This window comes from Stenotrophomonas sp. STEN031 (genome assembly GCF_056759975.1).
Map to the genome: position 1 here is coordinate 1 of NZ_JBRREA010000050.1, position 20,355 is coordinate 20,355.

Genomic DNA, 20,355 nt, shown 5'->3' on the forward strand with positions numbered 1-20,355 from the left:
GGGGCCCCCCCCGGGGCGCCGGGGGGGGGGGCCCCCCCAACCCCCCCCCCCCCCACCCCGGTTTTCCAATCCCCTTCTACTTTCTTGTGACCTGATGCGTGCCGACTTCTACCTGATCGCCAAGCCGCGTTTTCTCACCGAACCGTTGAAACTGGTGTGCGAGCTTGCCCGCAAGGCCAACGACGGCGGTCTGTACACGCTGGTGCTGGCCCGCGACCAGGCCCAGGCCGAGGAACTGGACGAGCTGCTGTGGTCGTTCGACCCGGACGCCTATATCCCGCACCAGATCATCGGCGAGGACGTGGACGAGGAAGAGGCCATCGTGCTGATCGCCACGCCCGGTGCCGACGCGCCGGAGCGACCGCTGGTGATCAACCTGCGCGACGAACCCTACCTGGGTGCCTGCGAGCGGGTGCTGGAAGTGGTGCCGGCCGACCCGGCCGCACGCGAACCGCTGCGTGAACGCTGGCGCCAGTACAAGGCCGCCAACTACACGCTCAACAAATACGACATGTAAAGGAAGACACCCATGCGCCTGCTGATTGCCATCCTGCTGCCGTGGCTGGCCTTTTTCACCATTGGCCGTCCGATTTCCGGCATTGTCTGTCTCATCCTGCAAATTACCTTGATCGGCTGGGTGCCCGCCGCCATCTGGGCTGCATACGCGGTCAGCCAGTACCACACCGACCAGAAGATCAAGCGCGCATTGGCGCGCTGATCCCTCCCCTCGCTCTTTCCGGTTTCCCCGCATGACCCAACTCGCCTCCAGCTACGACCCCAAAACCTTTGAAACCGCGCTCTATGAGTCGTGGGAAAAAGCCGGCCTGTTCAAGCCGTCCGGCAAGGGCGAGCCCTACACCATCCTGCTGCCGCCGCCGAATGTCACCGGCACCCTGCACATGGGCCACGCCTTCCAGCAGACGCTGATGGATGCCCTGATCCGTTACCACCGCATGCGTGGCTACGACACGCTGTGGCAGGTGGGTACCGACCACGCCGGCATCGCCACCGAAATGGTGGTCAGCCGCAACCTGGCGCTGGAAGGCAAGGGTGAGACCCGCGACTCGCTGGGCCGCGATGGCTTCATCGGCAAGGTGTGGGAGTGGAAGGCACATTCGGGCAACGTGATCGAAGGCCAGATGCGCCGCCTCGGCACCTCGGCCGACTGGTCGCGCAGCACCTTCACCATGGACCCGGGCCCGAGCGAGGCGGTGATCGAGTCCTTCATCCGCTGGCATGAGCAGGGCCTGATCTACCGTGGCCAGCGCCTGGTCAACTGGGACCCGGTGCTGAAGACCGCCATTTCCGACCTGGAAGTGGAGAGCGTGGAAGAAGACGGCTTCATGTGGTCGATTGCCTACGCGCTGGAAGACGGCGCCAGCTACGAGCACGTCGAGGTCGATGCCGACGGCAACGAAACCCTGCGCGAAACCCGCACGTCCCTGGTCGTGGCCACCACCCGCCCGGAAACCCTGCTGGGCGACACCGCGGTGATGGTGCACCCGGAAGACAGCCGCTATGCGCACCTGATCGGCAAGCGCGTGACCCTGCCGTTGACCGGCCGCAGCGTGCCGGTGATCGGCGACGACTACGTCGACAAGGCGTTCGGCACCGGCGTGGTCAAGGTGACCCCGGCGCACGACTTCAACGACTACCAGGTGGGCGTGCGTCACAGCCTGCCGATGATCAACCTGTTCACCACCACCGCCACGCTCAACGAGAACGCCCCGGAAAAATACCGTGGCCTGGACCGTTACGAGGCGCGCAAGCTGATCCTGGCCGAGCTGGAAGACCTGGGCATCCTGGTCGAGACCAAGGCGCACAAGCTGCAGGTGCCGCGCGGCGACCGTACCGGCCAGGTGATCGAGCCCTACCTCACCGACCAGTGGTTCGTGAAGATGGACGGGCTTGCCAAGCGCGGCCTGGAGCTTGTGGAAAAGGGCTCCATCAAGTTCGTGCCGGGCAACTGGATCAACACCTATCGCCACTGGATGGAGAACATCCAGGATTGGTGCATCAGCCGCCAGCTGTGGTGGGGCCATCGCATTCCTGCGTGGTTCGACGAAGCGGGCAACTGCTATGTCGGCCGCAACGAGGCCGAGGCCCGCGCCAAGGCTGGGCTGGGCGCCGACGTGGTGCTCACCCAGGACAGCGACGTGCTGGAGACCTGGTTCTCCTCGCAGCTGTGGCCGTTCTCCACCTTGGGCTGGCCGAATGAAGCGGCGATGACCGAGCGCGGCTTTGAGCGCTACCTGCCGTCGAACGTGCTGATCACCGGCTTCGACATCATCTTCTTCTGGGTGGCGCGCATGATCATGGCCACCGACAGCTTCACCGGCCAGATCCCGTTCAAGGACGTCTACATCACCGGCCTGATCCGTGATGGCCAGGGCCAGAAGATGTCCAAGTCCAAGGGCAATGTGCTCGATCCGCTGGACATCATCGACGGCATCAGCATCGACGACCTGGTGGCCAAGCGCACCCATGGCCTGATGCAGCCGAAGATGGCCGAGAAGATCGAAAAGGCCACGCGCAAGGAATTCCCGGACGGCATCATCGCCCACGGTGCCGATGCGCTGCGCTTCACCATCGCCGCGCTGGCCACCCATGGCCGCGACATCAAGTTCGATATGAGCCGCGCCGAGGGCTACAAGAACTTCTGCAACAAGCTGTGGAATGCCAGCCGCTTCACCCTGATGAACACCGAGGGCTTCGTGCTCCCCTCTCCCACCGGGAGAGGGGCTGGGGGTGAGGGTGTGCCTGCTGCAAGCACCGATGCCGAGAAGTGGATCCTGGCGCGCCTGGCCAAGGTCGCCGCCGAAGCGCAGCAGCACTTCGCCGACTACCGCTTCGACCTGTTGTCGCAGGCGCTGTACGAATTCGTCTGGAACGAATTCTGCGATTGGTTCCTGGAACTGACCAAGCCGGCGCTCAACGGCGACAACGCCGAAGATGCAGCCAGCACCCGCCACACCCTGCTGTACGTGCTGGAAGCGGTGCTGCGCCTGCTGCACCCGCTGACCCCGTTCGTCACCGAACAGCTGTGGCAACAGGTGGCACCGCGCTTGGGCATTGCTGCCGACTCGCTGTCGCTGCGCAGCTATCCGACGGCAGAGGAATTTGCCGACGACTACGCGCAGGCCGAAGCCGACGTGGAGTGGTTCAAGACCATGGTCAGCGCCCTGCGCCGCGTGCGCAGCGAGTTGAACGTGCCGCCGTCCAAGCAGGTGCGCCTGTTGCTGCAGGGTGGCCAGGCCGCGGATCGTGCACGTGTCGAACGCTTCGCGTCGCAGCTGCGCTTCCTGCTCAAGCTGGAAAGCATTGATTGGTTGGCCGGCGATGCAGTGACGCCGCCGGCCGCGGCCGCGATTGTCGGTGAGCTCAAGCTGCTGGTGCCGTTGGAAGGCCTGGTCGACCTGGATGCCGAGCGTGCGCGCCTGGACAAGGAAATCGCCCGCGTGTCCGCCGAGAAGGAAAAGAGCGAGACCAAGCTGTCCAAGTTCACCGACAAGGTGCCGGCAGCCGTGGTCGAACAGGAGCGCGTGCGCCTGCTCGACTGGAACAGCCAGCTGGCCGGCCTGCAGGAACAGCGTGCGAAGCTGTAAGGCCTGTTATTTGTGTTGAGAAACGCCGCCTTCGGGCGGCGTTTTCTTTTGTGCGTGTTGGTTGCTGGCAAGCACCCTGCCCAGAGCGAAGAGCGCCCTCATCCGCCCGGTCGGGCACCTTCTCCCGCAGGCGGGAGAAGGGAATGCAATGCACCATGCACTTCTGCGGTGTCACTGAGCAATCGGCTTTACGTGCTTTGGCTTTGGCTTTGGCTTTGGCTTTAGCTCGCGCGTGATCGCGCGGCGAACCCATCACAGCGCACAAATCGTTGCTGTCCCTTCTCCCGCTTGCGGGAGAAGGTGCCCGTCAGGGCGGATGAGGGGGCTTCTGCCTTCTGCCTTTTACCTTTTGCCTTTTTGCTCCCCCCGATCCCAGCTACCCTCCCCCAACACCCAAGCCATCACCCACCATGTCCCTGGGCATCTTCTGCGCCGTCCTGTTCGCCGCCCTGCTCCATGCCAGTTGGAACGCCATCGTCAAACTGGGCGGCGACAAGCTGCTGACCACCATCCTGGTCACCGGCTGGGCCGCGGTGCTCTCAGCCACCGTCCTGCCCTGGTTGCCATTACCGGCAACGGACAGCTGGCCTTGGCTCGCAGCCTCTGCCGCGCTGCAGACCGGCTACTACCTGTTGGTCGCCCGCGCCTACCACAGCGCCGACATGAGCCTGTCCTACCCCTTGATGCGCGGCTGCGCACCGCTGCTGGTCGCCATCGCCGGCACGTGGTTGTTCGACGAGCGGTTGGCTACCACTGCCTGGGCCGGCATCGCCCTGATCAGTACCGGCATCCTGTGCATGGCCGGCGCCAGCAAGGCACACAGCATCCGCCTGCCCCTGTGCATCGCCATGGTCATCGCCACCTACACCCTGGTCGACGCGCAGGGCGCGCGCCTGTCCGGCAATGCGCTGAGCTATACGCTGTGGCTATTCCTGCTGTCCGGCCTGCCGCTGCCAATCTGGGCCTTGTTCGCCCGTCGCCAGCAGTTGCAGGGCTATCTGCGCGGCAACTGGCAGCGCGGGCTGGTGGGCGGCTTCGGCACGACCGCCTCGTATGCAATCGCGCTGTGGGCAATGACCCGCGCGCCGGTCGCCGTCATCGCCGCACTGCGCGAAACCTCCATCCTGTTCGCGCTGCTGATTTCCGCGTTGCTGCTCAAAGAACACATCAGCCGCAGGCGATTGCTCGCCGCGTTGCTGATCATTGCCGGCGTGGTGCTGCTGCGGCTGGCGTAGGCACGCCTTTAGCCGCTGATGCTCAGAGCGGCGGCATCACGCTGATGTCGTCGTCCACCAGCTCCATCGCCATCACCAGCGCGTCCTCGCGCCCGCTCACCAGCGGGTAGTAACGCGGGCGCCGGCCAATCTCGTTGAAGCCCTCGCTGTGATACAACGCAATGGCCGGAGCATTGGAGGGCCGCACTTCCAGGAACACGCGCAACGCGCCGCGCTGGCGGGCGATACGCACCAACTCGCGCAACAACCGTCGGCCATGGCCGCGTGACTGGCACAGCGGGTCCACGCACACGTTGAGTACATGCGCCTCATCGGCGGCAAGACTCAGCACGGCGTAGCCGACGATGTCGGTCCCTTGCACCAGCACCCGGCTGGGATAGTCCGCACGCAGGCAATCCTGGAAGATGCCGCGCGTCCACGGGAAGGGATAGGCGCGCAGTTCCACCTCCATCACCGCGTCCAGATCCCCCTCGTACATGGGACGCAGGACCGACCCCGAGGCGCTCATTGCCGTGATTTCCGCCGCAACGCACGCAGTTGCGGCCACAGCGCGCGCTTGGCCGCGGGGTTGGCGCGCAGTTCGGCCAGGGGCCAACTGTCCATCAGCGCCCGCGTCTGCGGGTCATTCGGGTTGCAGCCAGAAGCGCGCAACAGGGCAATCTGCAACCGATCCGGCATCCGCAGGCCGCCACTGCGACGAACACCGGCGGTCGTGCTGGCGGCAAACACCGGCGCTGGCGCGGTACTCGGTGCCGGCGGTGGCTTGCTTGCCATTTCACGCGGCGCCGCAGCTGCGGCCGACCGCGCTGGTGGCGAATGCGGCGGCGGCTCGACCGCTACCGGACCGGCATCAACGCCTGGCGCAGCCGCGGCGGGTGGCGCATCCAGCGCCCCGCCCTCGAGATAGACCGTATAGCCCATCGCCTGCAGCCATGCCTGCTGCTCAGGCGTCCACGCCGGTGCGGGCGAGAAACCGATCACTGCACCTTGCCGGCCGGCTGCCGCCAGCGTTGCAACAGCCACATCACCGGACCGGACAGCGCGTAGATCACACCGACCACCAACAAGGTACGTGCCGGGTCCAGCACCACGATGGAAATCACAATGGGCACCAGGGCCAGCACCACGAAGGGGACGCGCTCAGAGCGCGGGCCCTTCTCGCCACCGCCCTTGAAGCTCCAGAAACGGATCCGGCTGACCATCAGCAGGCCAGCCACGATGGTCACGCCCAGCGCCACGTAACGCAACTCATCGCCACTCCAGCCAAGCCCGCCATCGGCGAAGGCCCAGACGAAGGACATCATCAAACCGGCCGCCGCCGGGCTGGCCAGGCCGACAAACCAGCGCTTGTCGACCGTACCCACCTGGGTATTGAAGCGCGCCAACCGCAGCGCCGCGCAGGCCGCGTACAGAAAGGCGGCCGACCAGCCGACCCGGCCCAGCACGTCGCCATCGAACTTCAACGAGGACAGCGCCCAGTGGTACATGACCAGCGCCGGCGCCATGCCGAAGCTGACCAGGTCGGCCAGGGAGTCGTACTGCACGCCGAATTCGCTGCTGGTACCGGTCAAGCGCGCAACCCGGCCGTCCAGCCCGTCCATCACCGCCGCCACGAACACGGCGACGCTGGCGTTGACGAACTGGCCGTTGGAAGCGGCAATGATCGCGTAAAACCCGGCAAACAGGCCGGCAGTGGTGAACAGGTTCGGAAGCAGGTAGATGCTGCGCGAACGCGGTGGTGGTCTCAATTCGTCCATACCCACCAGTTTAATCGACTTGCCAGCCACGTCACCGGGTGCTGCAATCGGCCCCTGCCCCGTTCCGGCGTCTGGAGTTGCCATGCTCACCCTGCCCCGCCTCTGCTGCCTGCTCCTGCTCGGCACCGCTGCCACTGCCAGTGCCGCAAATCTGTACAAGTGGAAGGACGCCAATGGCGTCACCCAGTACTCGGAACGGCCGCCGACCGGCAAGCAGTACGAGACCCGCCGCATCACCGCCAGCGGCGCTTCTACCGCCGAGCCTGCCGCAGCCGCCGAATCCGCCGAATCGGAACAGTGCCTGGGCGCGCGCAGGAACCTGGAGCTGCTGAACGGCAGCGCCCCGGTCATGCAGGATACCGATGGTGACGGCAAGCCCGATACCGCGCTGGACGACACCCAGCGCGGTGCGCAGAAGCAGCTGGCCGAGGCGGCGGCGGCCGCCTATTGCAAGCCTGCACCGAAGAAGTGAGCCTTCGGGACAGCTGGGATGTGGGATTCGGAAGGTGGGAGCGGCGTAAGCCGTGATGCTCATAGACCAGCAATTGCCAGCATTTACCGGCAATCCGGCGTTCCCGGCTTCGCGGCGTACGCCGCTCCCACCGCCCCCCCCACCCCCCGACCCCGTTGGTGGCGGTGCGAAGGGGCTGCAAGGCGGGCCAAATAGGGGATCGTCCGTTTTGCGAAGCCCCCTGCCATGCGCCTTTCCCGCTTCCACCTGCATACCACCAAGGAAACCCCCGCCGACGCCGAACTGGTCAGCCACCGGCTGATGCTGCGCGCGGGCATGATCCGCAAGCTGGCATCGGGCCTGTACACCTGGTCGCCGCTGGGCCTGCGGGTGCTGCGCAAGGTGGAAACCATCGTCCGCGAGGAAATGAACCGCGCCGGTGCAGTGGAACTGCAGCTGCCGACCATCCAGCCCAAGGAGCTGTGGGAAGAAACCGGTCGCTGGGAGAAATTCGGCGGCCAGTTGCTGAAAATCAAGGACCGCAAGGAACAGGAATACTGCTACAGCCCCACCGCGGAAGAGGCCATTACCGACTTCGCCCGCCAGGAACTGTCCAGCTACAAGCAGCTGCCGGTCAATTTCTACCAGGTGCAGACCAAGTTCCGTGACGAAATCCGCCCGCGCTTCGGCGTGATGCGCTCGCGCGAGTTTCTGATGAAGGATGCCTATTCCTTCCATCTGGACGACGCCAGCCTGGTGGCCGAATACGAAAACATGAAGGCCGCCTACAGCCGCATCTTCACCCGACTGGGCCTGGAGTTCCGCGCAGTGCAGGCCGACTCGGGCGCCATCGGCGGCGATGCCTCGCAGGAATTCCATGTCATCGCCGATTCGGGCGAAGACGCACTCGTGTTTTCCACCGGCTCGGATTACGCGGCCAACGTGGAAGCGGCGATTGCCGCCGACCCGGCAGCGCGCGGCGCCGCCAGCGAGGAACTGCGCAAGATCGACACGCCCACCCAGAAGACCTGCGAGGAAGTGGCCGCGCTGATGGGGATCGCCCTGCTGCGCACGGTCAAGTCGATTGCACTGATGACCACCGAGAATGAATTCGTGCTGGCCCTGGTCCGCGGCGACCATGAGGTCAACGAAATCAAACTGGCCAAGGTGGCTGGCCTGGCCGATTACCGCATGGCCAGCGAGGCCGAGATTGCCGATTATCTCGGCAGCGAGCCCGGTTTCCTGGGACCGTTGAATGCGCGCAAGCCGATCCGCGTGGTGGCAGACCGTGAAGTTGCGACCATGGCCGATTTTGTCGTCGGCGCCAATGAGAAAGGTCTGCATATTGCCGGCGTCAACTGGGGCCGCGACCTGGCAGAGCCGGAAGTAGCCGATATCCGCAACGTCAAGGCCGGCGACCGCGCCCGTGATGGCGGCGAGTTGAAGATTACCCGCGGCATCGAAGTCGGCCACGTATTCCAGTTGGGCCGCCAATATGCACAGGCATTGAAGGCGACCGTACTGGATCAGAACGGCAAGGCCGCGGTGATGGCGATGGGCTGTTATGGCATCGGGGTATCGCGCATCGTCGCCGCCGCCATCGAGCAGAACCACGACGACGCCGGCATTATCTGGCCGGTCAGCATGGCACCGTGGCAAGCGGTGGTCTGCATGATCAACCCGAAACAGGACCCGGCGGTCAGCGCCGCTGCCGAGGCGCTGCTGGCCGAACTGCAGGCCGCCGGCGTGGATGCCGCGCTGGACGACCGCGGCCTGCGCCCGGGCCAGATGTTCGCCGACATGGAGCTGATCGGCATCCCGCATCGCATCGTGGTATCCGAGCGCGGCCTGGCGGCAGGAACCGTCGAGTACCGCGCACGCAATGCCAGCGAAGCAGAGAATCTGGATAAGGCCGCGGCGATCAGCAGGATCATCGGCTGAGATTGATCGCTTATAACGCCGGGACATTGTCCCGGCGTTTTCATTTCCGGATAACATGTAAAACGCTATTAATTTGTCATTCCCGTTATCAGCCCGCTATGCTTTGCCGCGCTGCCACGGAATGGCATACACCCCCAACCCATTATCCGGAGTAGTTATTCGATGAGTATTGACCTGTCCCAGCTGTCGGCCAAAGAGCTGGCCGTTCTGATCCGCGACGCACAGAAGCGCAAGACCGTTGTCGCCAAGCGCCAGCCGATTGCCAAGGCCCGCGCCCTGGTAGCCGCTGCCGCCAAGAAGGCTGGTTATACCGTCGAAGAGCTGTTCGGTACCGGCGCTGCCGCCGCAGTGAAGGCCCCGCGTGGCGCCAAGGCCAGCAAGGGCGCCGCCAAGACCGGCCGCAAGCTGCCGAAGGTTGAGCCGAAGTACCGCAACCCGGCCAATGCCGCCGAGACCTGGACCGGCCGTGGCAAGCAGCCGCGCTGGTTGGCCGAATACACCAAGGCTGGCCGCAAGGTTGAAGATTTCCTGATCCAGAAGTAATAACTCTGGAATATGGATTACAAGACGCCGGCAACTGCCGGCGTTTTCTTATTGCAATTTGGGTAACCCCACTAGTTACAAACGCATTTCTGCCTGCAACCGCAGCGCAACGAACAAAAAAGCAGCGCGGGCAAGCGCAGCGCACCCGGGAAAACCGGTTCGATTGGTCCTGCAGGTAATCCGCGAACAGCGCCGGCCGCGCTGCACTTACCCGCACTGCACAGGTGCATGCAGCCAGCACAGTGGCTGCTGGCAACGCCTCTCAATTAGCCCAGCCACGCCTTCCAGCCGTTACAGATTCTTGCGCGCCGGCACCAGCAGGTTGCCGAACAACAGGCCTGCCACCAGGGCCATCACTACATTGACCACGGTCAACAGCGCCGATTCGCCGGCACTCACATTCTGCTGCTGGATCAGGCTCAAGACCCCACGCAGGCTGGTACTGCCCGGCACCAGCATGATGATGCCGGGCAGGCGCACGATGGCACCGGGGCGCTGCACGATGCGCCCGAACAGATTGCCTGCGGCCGTCACCGTCATCGCCGCCAGAAAGATGCCCGCAGGTGCGCCCCACAACTGCCCGCCATAACGGGAAATGGCGTAGCCGGCCACCGAGGCGGCCATGACCCATGGGTAATCGCGCTTGCTGGCCCGGAACAACATCGCAAAGGCAAACGAAGCGACGAGCACCGAGCCCCATTCCACCCAGTTGGATTGTGGCCGCGAGGCACGGATCACCGGTTCCAGACCGATGGAATTGGCGATGGTCACCGCGATCATCGCCCCCACCGTCAGTTTCATGATGGTGGTCAGTGCCCCGGCAAAGCGTGCCGTGCCGGATACCCAATGGCCACTGGCCAGTTCGTTGACCGAGTTGGTCAACGCCATGCCGGGCAGCAGCACCACCAGCGAGGCGATGATGGTGGAATTCATGTTCAACGGCCCGATGAAGCTGGCCACCAGCACCGCCACGAAACCCGCCAACAGCGCCGCCAAGGCTTCGCCGGCCTCGCGCGTGGCGACCCGGCGGTCGGTATAGAACAGCATCAGGCCGATCAGCAGGCCGGTAATACCCGCGGTGGCGATGTCCAGCCATGGCAGCCGCCACAAGCCGGCCACGCCCGCCGAGCCCAGGGTGAAGGACGCCAGCAGCTGGATCTTGCTGCGCAGCCCGCCGTCCTTGTCGAGCTGTCGCAGTGCGGTATGCCCCTGCGCGATCGACATCTGCCCGGCTGAGACCGCATCGGCAATCTGGTCGGCCATCGCCAGTTTGTGCAGATTGGTGTCGCCCGGCCCCAGCCGGATCACGCGGGTGATGTCACTGGAGCCGATGGCGCGGGTGGGGTCGCTGAAACTCAGGATCAAGCCGGTCGGGTTTGACCATGGCTCGCAATCCAGGTCCAGCTGCTGCGCCAATGCGACCACTGCCGCCTCCAGGCGCTGGGCAGTTGTGCCATAACTGTGCAGACGCCCAGCCATCTCCGAAACGAAGGCCACACGTTGCGCATAGGTAGCGCGATTGGAAGCAGTGGCCGGGGCAGCGGCAAGGGTTTCGGCAGACATGGCCGCTAGTATCACCTGAAGCGGATGAAATACTCATCTGGCTTGAAGGGCGGACAGGTTATTCTCCGTAACCAATGGTCACCATGAAAGACATTCCCCCGCCCAATTGCGTACTCCCCGCCGACGCGGATGGCCTGCTCAGGCTTTCCGGCAACTGGACCTTGGCCACCGCACTGCGTTCGGGCGAGGTACTGCACGCGCAGACCGGGGCCGTGACCGGCATCGATGCGCGCGGGATCGATCGCCTCGACTCGGCCGGGGTGCTGTTGTTGCTGCGCTATGCGCACAAGCTGGGGTTGCCGGATGATGCGCTGCAGTTCCGCGCAGACCACCAGGCGCTGGTCTGCACCATCGAGGAAGTCGCCGATGAACGGCCCAAGCCGCAGCGTGACTTCGGCGTGGCCGCAGCGCTGGATCGTCTTGGCCGCTCGGTGCATGCCATCGCCGGCAACATCGTCGTGCTGGTCAATTTCCTTGGTGAGAACCTGGCCAAACTGGCAAGGCTGATCCGCCAGCCACGGCGCTTCCGGCTCACCGCGGCGGTCAACCACATGGAAGAGGTCGGCCTGAACGCGGTGCCGCTGGTGGCCTTGCTGTCGTATCTGGTGGGTGCGGTGATCGCCTTCCTCGGCTCCACCATCCTGCGCGACTTCGGCGCCGAGATCTACGTGGTGGAGCTGGTCTCGATCGCCTTCCTGCGCGAGTTCGCGGTGCTGCTCACCGCCATCGTGCTGGCCGGCCGCACCGCCAGCGCCTTCACCGCGCAGATCGGTGCGATGAAGGCACGCGAGGAAATCGATGCCATCCAGACCCTGGGCCTGGACCCGATCGACCTGCTGGTGCTGCCACGCGTGGTTGCCTTGCTGATCATGCTGCCCTTGCTGACCTTCATCGCGATGATCGCCGGCCTGGCCGGCGGCGTCACCGTTGGCGCGTTCGACCTGGATATCCCGCCGCAGATGTACCTGGCGCGCATGCACGACACCATCGAAGTGCGGCACATGCTGGTTGGCCTGTCCAAGGCGCCGGTGTTCGCGTTGATCATCGCCCTGATCGGCTGCCTGGAAGGCCTGAAGGTGGAAGGCACGGCGCAATCGGTGGGCGAACGTACCACCTCCAGCGTGGTGCAGACGATCTCGCTGGTCATCATCCTCGACGCGCTGGCCGCGTTGTGGTTCATGCATATGGGCTGGTAAGGCGATGGACACGACCGAAGACGCCACCACCGGCAGCAGCGACCTGGCCATCCGCGTGCGCGGGCTGGTCAATCGCTTTGGCAGTCAGACCGTGCACGACGGCCTGGATCTGGACGTCCGCCGCGGCGAAATTCTCGGCGTGGTTGGCGGCTCGGGCACCGGCAAATCGGTGTTGATGCGCTCCATCCTCGGCCTGCGCACGCCCGATGCCGGGCAGATCGAGGTGCTGGGTGTGGATGCGCGTTCGGGCAATCCCGCCGACCGCCTGCGCATCGAGCGCAATACCGGCGTGCTGTTCCAGGACGGCGCGCTGTTTTCCTCGCTGACGGTGGGCGAGAACGTGCAGGTACCGCTGAAAGAGCACCATCCCGAACTCAGCGAGCGCTGGCATTACGAACTGGCCCTGCTGAAAGTGAAACTGGCAGGCCTGCCCGCCGATGCCATCAGCAAACTGCCCTCGCAGCTCTCCGGCGGCATGCGCAAGCGCGCCGGGCTTGCCCGTGCGCTGGCGCTGGATCCGCCGCTGCTGTTCCTGGACGAACCCACCGCCGGCCTCGACCCGATAGGTGCGGCCGCGTTCGACCACCTGATCAAGACCCTGCAGGAAGCGCTGGGCCTGACCGTGTTCCTGATCACCCATGACCTGGACACGCTCTACGCCATCTGCGACCGCGTCGCGGTACTGGCCGACCACAAGGTCATCGCCAACGCCCCATTGCCCGAGATTGAACAACTCGACCACCCGTGGATACGCGAATACTTCCACGGCCCCCGCGCCCGCGCCGCGCGCGGCCTCCAGCACGAGCCCGCTTGATATGGAAACCAAAGCCAACTACGTCCTGATCGGTGCCTTCACCCTGCTCATCGGCGTTGCCCTGCTCGCCTTTGGACTATGGGCGGCCAAATACTCTTCCGACCGCACCTGGCAGGAATACCGGGTGGTATTCACCGAGGCGGTAACCGGCCTGTCAGTGGGCAGCCCGGTGCAATACAACGGCATCGCGGTCGGCTCGATCACCGAGCTGACCTTGGCCCCGGATGACCCGCGCAAGGTGGTGGCCAAGCTGCGGCTCAACTCCACCACCCCGGTCAAGACCGATACCCGCGCCAAGCTGGCCATCACCAGCCTGACCGGGCCGTCGATCATCCAGCTCAGTGGCGGCACCCCGCAGGCCGCCGCATTGACCGCGGTCAGCAAGGAACCGGTGCCGACCATCGCCACCTCACCGTCAGCCCTGCAGAACATCACCGACGTCGCCAACCGCGTGGTCGAGCGCATGGATGAGCTGCTCAGTGATGAAAACGTCCGCAAGATCACCACCACGCTTGCCCATCTGGAAACCATCAGCGGCGGTCTGGCCGATCGCGACGAAGGTACCCAGGCCCTGCTCATCGAAGCCCGCGATGCGGCGCGCAACCTCAACGTCACCCTGGGTTCGGCCAATGGCGCCATCAAGAACCTGGACGAGAACGTGCTGCGGGAACTGCCGGCGACCATGGACAAGCTGGATGCCAGCCTGGCCAAGCTCGACTCGGCGGCCGGCAATGCCGATGCCATCCTTGGCGAGAACCGCGCGGCCATCAACAGTTTTGCCAATGATGGCCTGGCCCAGCTCGGCCCGACCCTGACCGAACTGCGCGGCCTGATCCGCGACCTGCGCCGGGTCAGTGACCGGCTGGAGAACAATCCGGCACGCTACCTGCTCGGCCGCGATGCCCCGAAGGAGTTCGAACCCAAATGAAGCGCATTCCCCTGATCAAGCTGCTTGCCCCGGCCTGCCTGCTGGCCCTGGCCGGCTGCTCGGTACTGGCCGGCGGTGACCGCCAGTCCACCACCATTTATGCACCTCAAGTCAGGGTGCAGGCCGACCCGGCCTGGCCGCAGGTGAGCTGGCAGTTGGCCATCGCCAAGCCCAGCGCTGCGCGCCTGATCGACAGCCCGCGCATCAATGTGCGGCCGACGCCGGGCGAGCTGGAGGTCTATCGCGGCGCCACCTGGTCGCAGCCAGCCACCGACATCCTGGAAGACACCCTGCTGCGTGGCTTCGAAGATTCGGGAAAGATCGACGCGGTTGCGCGTATCGCCACCGGCATCCGCTCGGACTACAAGCTCACCACCGACCTGCGCCGCTTCGAGTCGGACTACCGTGGCGGCGACGTACCGGCGGCCACCATCGAACTCAACGCCAAGCTCATCCACAGCCTGGACCAGCGCGTGGTCGCCGCGCGCACCATCGTCGTCGCCGAGCCGGCTGCCAGCGCCGAGATCAGCAGCGTCGCCGCCGCCTTCGAAACCGCGTTGGACAAGACCAGCGCCGAGCTGATCGGCTGGACCCTGCTCAGCGGCCAGCGCGATGCGGCACAGCAACGATCTGGCGGAAAGTAAGATTGATGCGCTCGTTGCAAACCCGCGCGGTCTTGGGCAGCGCATGCTGGTAGTCACGCTGGCACTGCCCGCGCATCAGCAGCAGGTCGCCGTGACCGAGCAGGTATTCGAGCTTCTGCGCAGGATCATCCCGACGACGCAGTAGGAAACGCCGCGATGCCCCAAGGCTCAACGAGGCAATCAACGGCATCGGCCCCAGTTCAGGCTCGTCATCGCTATGCCATCCCATGCTGTCGCGGCCATCGCGGTAGCGATTGAGCAGCACGCTGTTGAAGCGCCCATCAACAGCCTGCTGCAGCTGCTCGCGCACCGCCAGCACTGCCGGCGTCCACGGATGCGGAAGGAAATCCGCCCCGGAATAGCGGTAATGCGCATCCGCATCGCCCATCCAGCAACTCAGCCGCGGCGAATCCAGCCAGCGCCCGAACATGCGGATGCGGTGAACGTCCCAAGGCACCCGTGCCAGCAAGGCATCCATCAAGGTATCTGCGTGCGCTGACGGCAGCCAGGTCGGCAGGTGCTGGACATCGGCTGGCAATGGCTTCTCGGGATTCGACATCTGGAGACGCTAACACGGGGTCGAATTTGCTGGTGCAACGCCAACCACCGAGAATACGAGTCGAAATCAGCCGCCGGAACTCCCATGCTCATCCAACTCCCCAATTTAGTGAATGACCACCAATGAGCGGGAAGCGTCTACGCCAAGCCTTGTATCCGTTGTTTCGCACCTTGTTTCGCGCACTCCCTTTGCCTGAAGGGCAACGTGACAAGCTGCGCGCCAGGTTGATGAGGCAGCTTGGTCATTGGGTGCCACAACCGGCACTGGGGCGTCGGATCGAAACCTCCGGTTCGCAGCTGCGCTGGCGCGCCGATGAAGCGGCCATCGGGCACACAGCCCAACAGCGCATCCCGCTGCCGGCAACCTTACCAGCCACCTTGATCGCTTTCTATCTGCCGCAGTTCCATACCTTCCCGGAAAACGATGCCTGGTGGGGAAAGGGATTCACGGAGTGGCGCAATGTCACACGCGCATTGCCTCAATTCCAAGGTCATGTGCAGCCACGTTTGCCCGCGGATCTGGGCTTTTATGACCTGCGCAATCCACAGGTGATGCGTGAACAAGCCAAGCTGGCTACCGACTACGGGATAGGCGCATTTTGCTTCTACTACTACTGGTTCAGCGGGCGCAGCTTGATGGAGACGCCGCTACAGCAATGGCTGGCCGATGACAGCATCGACCTTCCGTTCTGCCTGTGCTGGGCAAATGAAAACTGGGCACGGCGCTGGGATGGTCGCGACGATGACATCCTGATTGGCCAACAGCACAGCGCCGACGACGATCTGGCGTTCATTGCCCACATCGCGCCTTACCTGCGGGACCGGCGTGCACTCAAAGTCGGCGGCCTGCCGATGCTGTTGGTCTACCGCCCCAACCTGTTACCGGATGCAGCGGCAACTGCACAGCGGTGGCGTCGATGGTGCCGCGACAACGATATCGGGGAGATCCATCTGGCCTATGTACAGGGCTTCGAGCGCCCCGATCCGCGCGACATCGGTTTCGATGCAGCCGTCGAGTTCCCACCAAACATGAGCAACCCGCGCTCACTGTCCGCCGAGCAATTGTTGCTGAACCCGGAGTTCAATGGCGACGTACGCGACTGGCGCGAGCTGGCCAAGCAAGCCGCAGCTCGACCGATGCCGGAGTACCCGCTCTATCCCGGTGTGAATCCTGGCTGGGACAATGAAGCGCGCCGCTCGGGGCGAGGCCGCGTTTATCTGCATGCCTCGCCACGCGGCTACCTCGACTGGTTGCGACAGACCATCCATGTGCGTCTGGCTCCCACGCCGCAGAAGCAGAAATTTGTGTTCATCAACGCGTGGAACGAATGGGCCGAAGGTGCCGTGCTGGAACCGGATGCACGCTTGGGCCACGCTTGGCTTTCGGCTACCCGTCAATCGCTGGAACCCGCACCACCACCTCCAACCCGACCCTGCATTGTGATTCATGCATGGTATCTGGATGCCCTTGAAGAGCTGCTTGAAGTGATCGGCCGCAGCGGCTTGGACGCCCGTATCGTCATTACCACCACGACCGAAAAAGAAGTGGATGTCCGCAACCTGCTGGACAAGCACAGCCTTGGCCAGCGAAGTGAAGTCACTGTTTTCGAAGACCGCGGACGCGATATCCTGCCCTTCCTGCACGTCGCAGATCGTCTGCTGAATGAAGGTGAAGAACTGGTACTGAAACTCCATACAAAGCGATCAGTACATCGAGAAAATGGCTATCAGTGGCGGCAGGAAATGGTCGGCGCGCTACTGGCCAACGACGCAGCGCCCCGGATCGTTGACGCGTTTCGAACAAATCCCAAGTTGGGCTTGGTTGCACCAACGGGACATCTGCTACCGGTTACCGAATTCATCGACGGCAACGGCCCGCAGCTGTCGCATCTGCAGGTTCGGCTGGGCCTGGCAGACAGCATCAAAGACAAGATATTCGCATCCGGCAGCATGTACTGGGTACGCCTGCATGCGTTGCGCCCGCTGCTTGATGCGCACCTCTATCCCAGCGAGTTCGAGCCGGAACGTGGTCAGATTGACGCTACGCTGGCGCACGCGGTCGAGCGCGTGACTGGCGCGGTGACCGAAGCCATGGGCCTGCAGATTCGCGATACTTCGCAGATGGCTGCCACAGGCACACCCAAGGCCAGCGGATACGCCTACGCCAACCGTAGCTGAAACAGGCAGAAACGGGCTGCAGTGCAGCCCGCTCTCATTCACTCAAGCGCGCCGGAACGGCACGCCGGTTTTCTCTTTGAGCTCGTCATCGCTGACGCCCGGCGCCGCCTCCACCAGCACCAGTCCGTCAGCACTGATGTCGAAGATCGCCAGGTCGGTAATGATGCGGTCGACCACACCCACGCCGGTCAGCGGCAGGGTGCAGTCGGCCAGGATCTTGTGCTCGCCGTTCTTGGCGGTGTGCTCCATCAGCACCACCACGCGCTGCACGCCGGCCACCAGGTCCATCGCGCCGCCCATGCCCTTGACCATCTTGCCGGGCACCATCCAGTTGGCCAGGTCGCCCTTGTCGGTGACCTGCATCGCACCGAGGATGGCCAGGTTGATGTGGCCACCCCGGATCATCGCGAACGAGTCGTGGCTGCCGAAGTAGCTGGCACCGGCACGCGCGGTGACGGTCTGCTTGCCGGCATTGATCAGGTCGGCGTCCACTTCGGCTTCGGTCGGGAACGGGCCGATGCCGAGCAGGCCGTTCTCGGACTGCAGCCACACGTCCACGCCTTCGGGGATGTGGTTGGCCACCAGGGTCGGCAGGCCGATGCCCAGATTCACATAGGCTCCATCGCTCAGCTCGCGCGCGGCGCGCTGTGCCATTTCGTCACGGGTCCAGGCCATTTCAGTTCCCCTCCTGGCGCACGGTGCGCTGTTCGATGCGCTTCTCCGGCGTTGCGTTCAATACGATGCGATCGACGTAGATGCCCGGCAGGTGTACCTGATCCGGATCGATGGCGCCCACCGGCACGATCTCCTCCACTTCCACCACGCAGACCTTGCCGGCCATTGCGCAGGCCGGGTTGAAGTTGCGCGCGGTCTTGCGGAACAGCAGGTTGCCGGCTTCGTCGGCCTTCCATGCCTTGACCAGCGCCACGTCGGCCTTGAGCGCGGTTTCCAGCACATAGTGCTTGCCGTCGATCTCGCGGGTTTCCTTGCCCTCGGCGACGATGGTGCCGTAGCCGGTGGCGGTGAAGAAGGCCGGAATGCCGGCACCGCCAGCACGCAGGCGCTCGGCCAGGGTGCCCTGCGGATTGAACTCCAGCTCCAGCTCGCCGGCCAGGTACTGGCGCTCGAACTCCTTGTTCTCGCCCACGTAAGAGGAAATCATCTTCTTGATCTGGCGGGTTTCCAGCAGTTGGCCCAGGCCGAAGCCATCGACGCCGGCGTTGTTGGAGATAGCGGTCAGGCCCTTTACCCCGCTGTCGCGCAGCGCGGCAATCAGCGCCTCGGGGATGCCACACAGGCCAAAGCCACCTACGGCAAGGGTTTGCCCATCGGCCACGATGCCGGCCAGGGCCTCGGCGGCGCTGGCAAAAACCTTGCCACGCCGCCGGGTCGGGGAGAGATCGCTCATCGCATCACACTCACAGTGCTGAAGATGCCCATATTCTAGCCATACCGCAGGGGCAACCCCCTTGGACCTTCGGCCAGCACGCATTCTCCCCAAAACCTCCATCCAAAACCTCCATCCAGCCTGCAGACAGCCTGAGGCCGCGTAGCCGACTAAACTATGCAATCTTTCACCCAGCAGGATGCATGCATGCCCCTCCCCGCGTTCAAGGCCTACGACATCCGCGGCCGTGTGCCTGAAGAGCTCAATGAAGACATGGCCCGCAAGATCGGCAAGGCCTTGGCTGCCGAACTCGGCGCTGGCCCGGTGGTACTGGGCCACGACGTGCGCCTGACCAGCCCTGCGTTACAGGATGCGCTGGCTGCTGGCCTGCGCGGAGAAGGCCGCGACGTCATCGACATCGGTCTGTGTGGTACCGAAGAGGTCTACTTCCAGACTGGCCACCTACAGGCGGCCGGCGGGGTGATGGTCACTGCCAGCCACAATCCGATGGACTACAACGGCATGAAGCTGGTACGTGAACAGGCACGTCCGATCAGCTCGGATACCGGCCTGTTTGCCATTTCCGACATGGTTGCCGCCGATGCATCACAGCCGCAGCCCGCGCGCGCCGGCCAGAGCGAGCAGCACGACAAGAGCGCCTACATCCAGCACCTGCTGAGTTACATCGATGCCAGCCAGCTCAAGCCGCTGAAGCTGGTGGTCAATGCCGGCAACGGCGGTGCCGGCGCCGTCGTCGACTTGCTGGCGCCGCACCTGCCGCTGGAATTCGTACGGATCTGCCACGAGCCCGACGGCAGCTTCCCCAACGGCATCCCCAATCCGCTGTTGCCGGAAAACCGCGAAGCCACCGCCAGTGCCGTGCGCGAGCATGGTGCCGACTTCGGTATCGCCTGGGATGGTGACTTCGACCGCTGCTTCTTCTTCGATCACAATGGCCGCTTCATCGAGGGCTATTACCTGGTCGGTCTGCTGGCCCAGGCCATCCTTGCCCGCAACCCCGGCGGCAGGATCATCCACGACCCGCGCCTGACCTGGAACACGGTCGAAATGGTGGAAGCCGCCGGCGGCGTACCGGTGCTGTGCAAGAGTGGCCACGCCTTCATCAAGGAAAAGATGCGCGCGGAAAACGCTGTCTACGGCGGCGAGATGAGTGCACACCACTACTTCCGCGAGTTCGCCTATGCCGATTCGGGAATGATCCCATGGCTGTTGATTGCCGCGCAGGTATCCAACAGCGGTCAATCCCTGGCCGAACTGGTCGAGGACCGCATGGCGCGCTTCCCGTGCAGCGGCGAGATCAACTTCAAGGTCTCCGACGCCAAGGCTGCCGTTGCCCGGGTCATGGCGCACTTCGCTGCGCAAACCCCGGCGGTGGACCATACCGATGGCATCAGCGCCGATTTCGGCAGCTGGCGCTTCAATCTGCGCAGCTCCAACACCGAGCCGCTGCTGCGGTTAAATGTTGAAACCCGGGGCGATGCCGCATTGCTGGCTGAGCGCACCAACGAGATTTCCGACCTACTTACTGCCTGAG

At 64.3% G+C, this 20,355-nt stretch carries 19 protein-coding genes and 1 pseudogene; 13 read left to right on the top strand and 7 right to left on the bottom strand.

What is annotated here, in order from left to right:
• The first annotated feature begins 91 nt into the window (after nucleotides 1-91).
• From ACVOLQ_RS17625 to ACVOLQ_RS17640, 4 genes are all read left to right on the top strand, one after another.
• Entirely contained in the window at nucleotides 92-517 is a 426-nt protein-coding gene (locus tag ACVOLQ_RS17625; RefSeq protein WP_313495938.1) for a DNA polymerase III subunit chi, read from the top strand.
• Nucleotides 518-529: 12 nt separating this feature from the next.
• A complete protein-coding gene (locus ACVOLQ_RS17630; protein WP_481513769.1) occupies nucleotides 530-718 on the top strand; it encodes a YqaE/Pmp3 family membrane protein in 189 nt (62 codons plus the stop codon).
• Between the two features lie 31 nt (nucleotides 719-749).
• Nucleotides 750-3,605: a valine--tRNA ligase gene (locus ACVOLQ_RS17635; protein ID WP_481528800.1), complete on the top strand. Its 2,856-nt coding sequence runs from the start codon at nucleotides 750-752 to the stop codon at nucleotides 3,603-3,605.
• Between the two features lie 410 nt (nucleotides 3,606-4,015).
• Nucleotides 4,016-4,840: an EamA family transporter gene (locus ACVOLQ_RS17640; RefSeq protein WP_313172467.1), complete on the top strand. Its 825-nt coding sequence runs from the start codon at nucleotides 4,016-4,018 to the stop codon at nucleotides 4,838-4,840.
• A gap of 22 nt (nucleotides 4,841-4,862) precedes the next feature.
• Here ACVOLQ_RS17640 and rimI read toward each other — a convergent pair whose 3' ends face one another.
• Genes rimI through pssA form a run of 3 tightly spaced genes read right to left on the bottom strand, consistent with a single transcriptional unit; the run spans nucleotide 4,863 to nucleotide 6,597 of the window.
• Nucleotides 4,863-5,357: a ribosomal protein S18-alanine N-acetyltransferase gene (rimI, locus tag ACVOLQ_RS17645; RefSeq protein WP_313172663.1), complete on the bottom strand. Its 495-nt coding sequence runs from the start codon at nucleotides 5,355-5,357 to the stop codon at nucleotides 4,863-4,865.
• Complete coding sequence (locus ACVOLQ_RS17650) at nucleotides 5,345-5,761, bottom strand: alanine acetyltransferase (RefSeq protein ID WP_481528811.1); 417 nt, start codon at nucleotides 5,759-5,761, stop codon at nucleotides 5,345-5,347. Before ACVOLQ_RS17650 ends, rimI begins: the two co-directional genes overlap by 13 nt.
• 56 nt (nucleotides 5,762-5,817) lie before the next feature.
• The gene (gene pssA / locus ACVOLQ_RS17655; protein ID WP_313172666.1) at nucleotides 5,818-6,597 is read right to left on the bottom strand and encodes a CDP-diacylglycerol--serine O-phosphatidyltransferase; all 780 of its coding nucleotides are present in this window, start codon (nucleotides 6,595-6,597) and stop codon (nucleotides 5,818-5,820) included.
• Between the two features lie 82 nt (nucleotides 6,598-6,679).
• On the opposite strand from pssA, the gene ACVOLQ_RS17660 reads away from it, so the two are divergent.
• From ACVOLQ_RS17660 to ACVOLQ_RS17670, 3 genes and pseudogenes are all read left to right on the top strand, one after another.
• The gene (locus ACVOLQ_RS17660; RefSeq protein WP_313172469.1) at nucleotides 6,680-7,069 is read left to right on the top strand and encodes a DUF4124 domain-containing protein; all 390 of its coding nucleotides are present in this window, start codon (nucleotides 6,680-6,682) and stop codon (nucleotides 7,067-7,069) included.
• 225 nt (nucleotides 7,070-7,294) lie between these two features.
• The gene (locus ACVOLQ_RS17665; RefSeq protein ID WP_481528801.1) at nucleotides 7,295-8,989 is read left to right on the top strand and encodes a proline--tRNA ligase; all 1,695 of its coding nucleotides are present in this window, start codon (nucleotides 7,295-7,297) and stop codon (nucleotides 8,987-8,989) included.
• Between the two features lie 162 nt (nucleotides 8,990-9,151).
• Nucleotides 9,152-9,529: pseudogene (locus ACVOLQ_RS17670) on the top strand (H-NS histone family protein); the annotation flags it as partial.
• 294 nt (nucleotides 9,530-9,823) lie between these two features.
• Here the strand turns inward: ACVOLQ_RS17670 and ACVOLQ_RS17675 are convergent.
• A complete protein-coding gene (locus tag ACVOLQ_RS17675; RefSeq protein ID WP_481528802.1) occupies nucleotides 9,824-11,095 on the bottom strand; it encodes a threonine/serine exporter family protein in 1,272 nt (423 codons plus the stop codon).
• A gap of 83 nt (nucleotides 11,096-11,178) precedes the next feature.
• Here ACVOLQ_RS17675 and ACVOLQ_RS17680 point away from each other — a divergent pair, with 83 nt between their 5' ends.
• Genes ACVOLQ_RS17680 through ACVOLQ_RS17695 form a run of 4 tightly spaced genes read left to right on the top strand, consistent with a single transcriptional unit; the run spans nucleotide 11,179 to nucleotide 14,677 of the window.
• A complete protein-coding gene (locus ACVOLQ_RS17680; RefSeq protein WP_481528803.1) occupies nucleotides 11,179-12,291 on the top strand; it encodes an ABC transporter permease in 1,113 nt (370 codons plus the stop codon).
• Between the two features lie 4 nt (nucleotides 12,292-12,295).
• Nucleotides 12,296-13,105: an ABC transporter ATP-binding protein gene (locus ACVOLQ_RS17685; RefSeq protein WP_313172474.1), complete on the top strand. Its 810-nt coding sequence runs from the start codon at nucleotides 12,296-12,298 to the stop codon at nucleotides 13,103-13,105.
• Between the two features lies 1 nt (nucleotide 13,106).
• Nucleotides 13,107-14,033 carry an MlaD family protein gene (locus ACVOLQ_RS17690; RefSeq protein WP_313172475.1) on the top strand — a complete coding sequence of 309 codons (927 nt, stop codon included), beginning with the start codon at nucleotides 13,107-13,109 and terminating at the stop codon, nucleotides 14,031-14,033.
• Complete coding sequence (locus ACVOLQ_RS17695) at nucleotides 14,030-14,677, top strand: ABC-type transport auxiliary lipoprotein family protein (RefSeq protein ID WP_313494013.1); 648 nt, start codon at nucleotides 14,030-14,032, stop codon at nucleotides 14,675-14,677. Before ACVOLQ_RS17690 ends, ACVOLQ_RS17695 begins: the two co-directional genes overlap by 4 nt.
• Here the strand turns inward: ACVOLQ_RS17695 and ACVOLQ_RS17700 are convergent.
• Nucleotides 14,631-15,236, bottom strand: coding sequence for an alpha-ketoglutarate-dependent dioxygenase AlkB family protein (locus ACVOLQ_RS17700; protein ID WP_481528804.1), 606 nt, complete (start codon nucleotides 15,234-15,236; stop codon nucleotides 14,631-14,633). The two genes, ACVOLQ_RS17695 and ACVOLQ_RS17700, sit on opposite strands and share 47 nt — an antisense overlap.
• Nucleotides 15,237-15,358: 122 nt before the next feature.
• Between ACVOLQ_RS17700 and ACVOLQ_RS17705 the strand changes: the two genes are divergently transcribed.
• A complete protein-coding gene (locus tag ACVOLQ_RS17705; protein WP_313494017.1) occupies nucleotides 15,359-17,413 on the top strand; it encodes a glycoside hydrolase family 99-like domain-containing protein in 2,055 nt (684 codons plus the stop codon).
• Between the two features lie 42 nt (nucleotides 17,414-17,455).
• Here the strand turns inward: ACVOLQ_RS17705 and ACVOLQ_RS17710 are convergent, their stop codons facing one another.
• Entirely contained in the window at nucleotides 17,456-18,088 is a 633-nt protein-coding gene (locus ACVOLQ_RS17710) for a CoA transferase subunit B (protein WP_313494018.1), read from the bottom strand.
• A 1-nt stretch (nucleotide 18,089) separates the two neighbouring features.
• Entirely contained in the window at nucleotides 18,090-18,821 is a 732-nt protein-coding gene (locus tag ACVOLQ_RS17715; protein ID WP_481528805.1) for a CoA transferase subunit A, read from the bottom strand.
• 186 nt (nucleotides 18,822-19,007) lie between these two features.
• Here ACVOLQ_RS17715 and ACVOLQ_RS17720 point away from each other — a divergent pair, with 186 nt between their 5' ends.
• Nucleotides 19,008-20,354 carry a phosphohexomutase domain-containing protein gene (locus tag ACVOLQ_RS17720; protein ID WP_481528806.1) on the top strand — a complete coding sequence of 449 codons (1,347 nt, stop codon included), beginning with the start codon at nucleotides 19,008-19,010 and terminating at the stop codon, nucleotides 20,352-20,354.
• Nucleotide 20,355 lies beyond the last annotated feature (1 nt).

Coding starts and splice junctions, on each gene's coding strand:
- pssA (WP_313172666.1), bottom strand. CDS start 6,597: ATGGACGAATTGAGACCACCACCGCGTTCGCGCAGCATCTACCTGCTT.
- ACVOLQ_RS17705 (WP_313494017.1), top strand. CDS start 15,359: ATGAGCGGGAAGCGTCTACGCCAAGCCTTGTATCCGTTGTTTCGCACC.
- ACVOLQ_RS17720 (WP_481528806.1), top strand. CDS start 19,008: ATGCCCCTCCCCGCGTTCAAGGCCTACGACATCCGCGGCCGTGTGCCT.
- ACVOLQ_RS17695 (WP_313494013.1), top strand. CDS start 14,030: ATGAAGCGCATTCCCCTGATCAAGCTGCTTGCCCCGGCCTGCCTGCTG.
- ACVOLQ_RS17660 (WP_313172469.1), top strand. CDS start 6,680: ATGCTCACCCTGCCCCGCCTCTGCTGCCTGCTCCTGCTCGGCACCGCT.
- ACVOLQ_RS17630 (WP_481513769.1), top strand. CDS start 530: ATGCGCCTGCTGATTGCCATCCTGCTGCCGTGGCTGGCCTTTTTCACC.
- ACVOLQ_RS17715 (WP_481528805.1), bottom strand. CDS start 18,821: ATGAGCGATCTCTCCCCGACCCGGCGGCGTGGCAAGGTTTTTGCCAGC.
- ACVOLQ_RS17680 (WP_481528803.1), top strand. CDS start 11,179: ATGAAAGACATTCCCCCGCCCAATTGCGTACTCCCCGCCGACGCGGAT.
- ACVOLQ_RS17675 (WP_481528802.1), bottom strand. CDS start 11,095: ATGTCTGCCGAAACCCTTGCCGCTGCCCCGGCCACTGCTTCCAATCGC.
- ACVOLQ_RS17650 (WP_481528811.1), bottom strand. CDS start 5,761: ATGGGCTATACGGTCTATCTCGAGGGCGGGGCGCTGGATGCGCCACCC.
- ACVOLQ_RS17710 (WP_313494018.1), bottom strand. CDS start 18,088: ATGGCCTGGACCCGTGACGAAATGGCACAGCGCGCCGCGCGCGAGCTG.
- ACVOLQ_RS17685 (WP_313172474.1), top strand. CDS start 12,296: ATGGACACGACCGAAGACGCCACCACCGGCAGCAGCGACCTGGCCATC.
- ACVOLQ_RS17665 (WP_481528801.1), top strand. CDS start 7,295: ATGCGCCTTTCCCGCTTCCACCTGCATACCACCAAGGAAACCCCCGCC.
- ACVOLQ_RS17690 (WP_313172475.1), top strand. CDS start 13,107: ATGGAAACCAAAGCCAACTACGTCCTGATCGGTGCCTTCACCCTGCTC.
- ACVOLQ_RS17640 (WP_313172467.1), top strand. CDS start 4,016: ATGTCCCTGGGCATCTTCTGCGCCGTCCTGTTCGCCGCCCTGCTCCAT.
- ACVOLQ_RS17700 (WP_481528804.1), bottom strand. CDS start 15,236: ATGTCGAATCCCGAGAAGCCATTGCCAGCCGATGTCCAGCACCTGCCG.
- ACVOLQ_RS17635 (WP_481528800.1), top strand. CDS start 750: ATGACCCAACTCGCCTCCAGCTACGACCCCAAAACCTTTGAAACCGCG.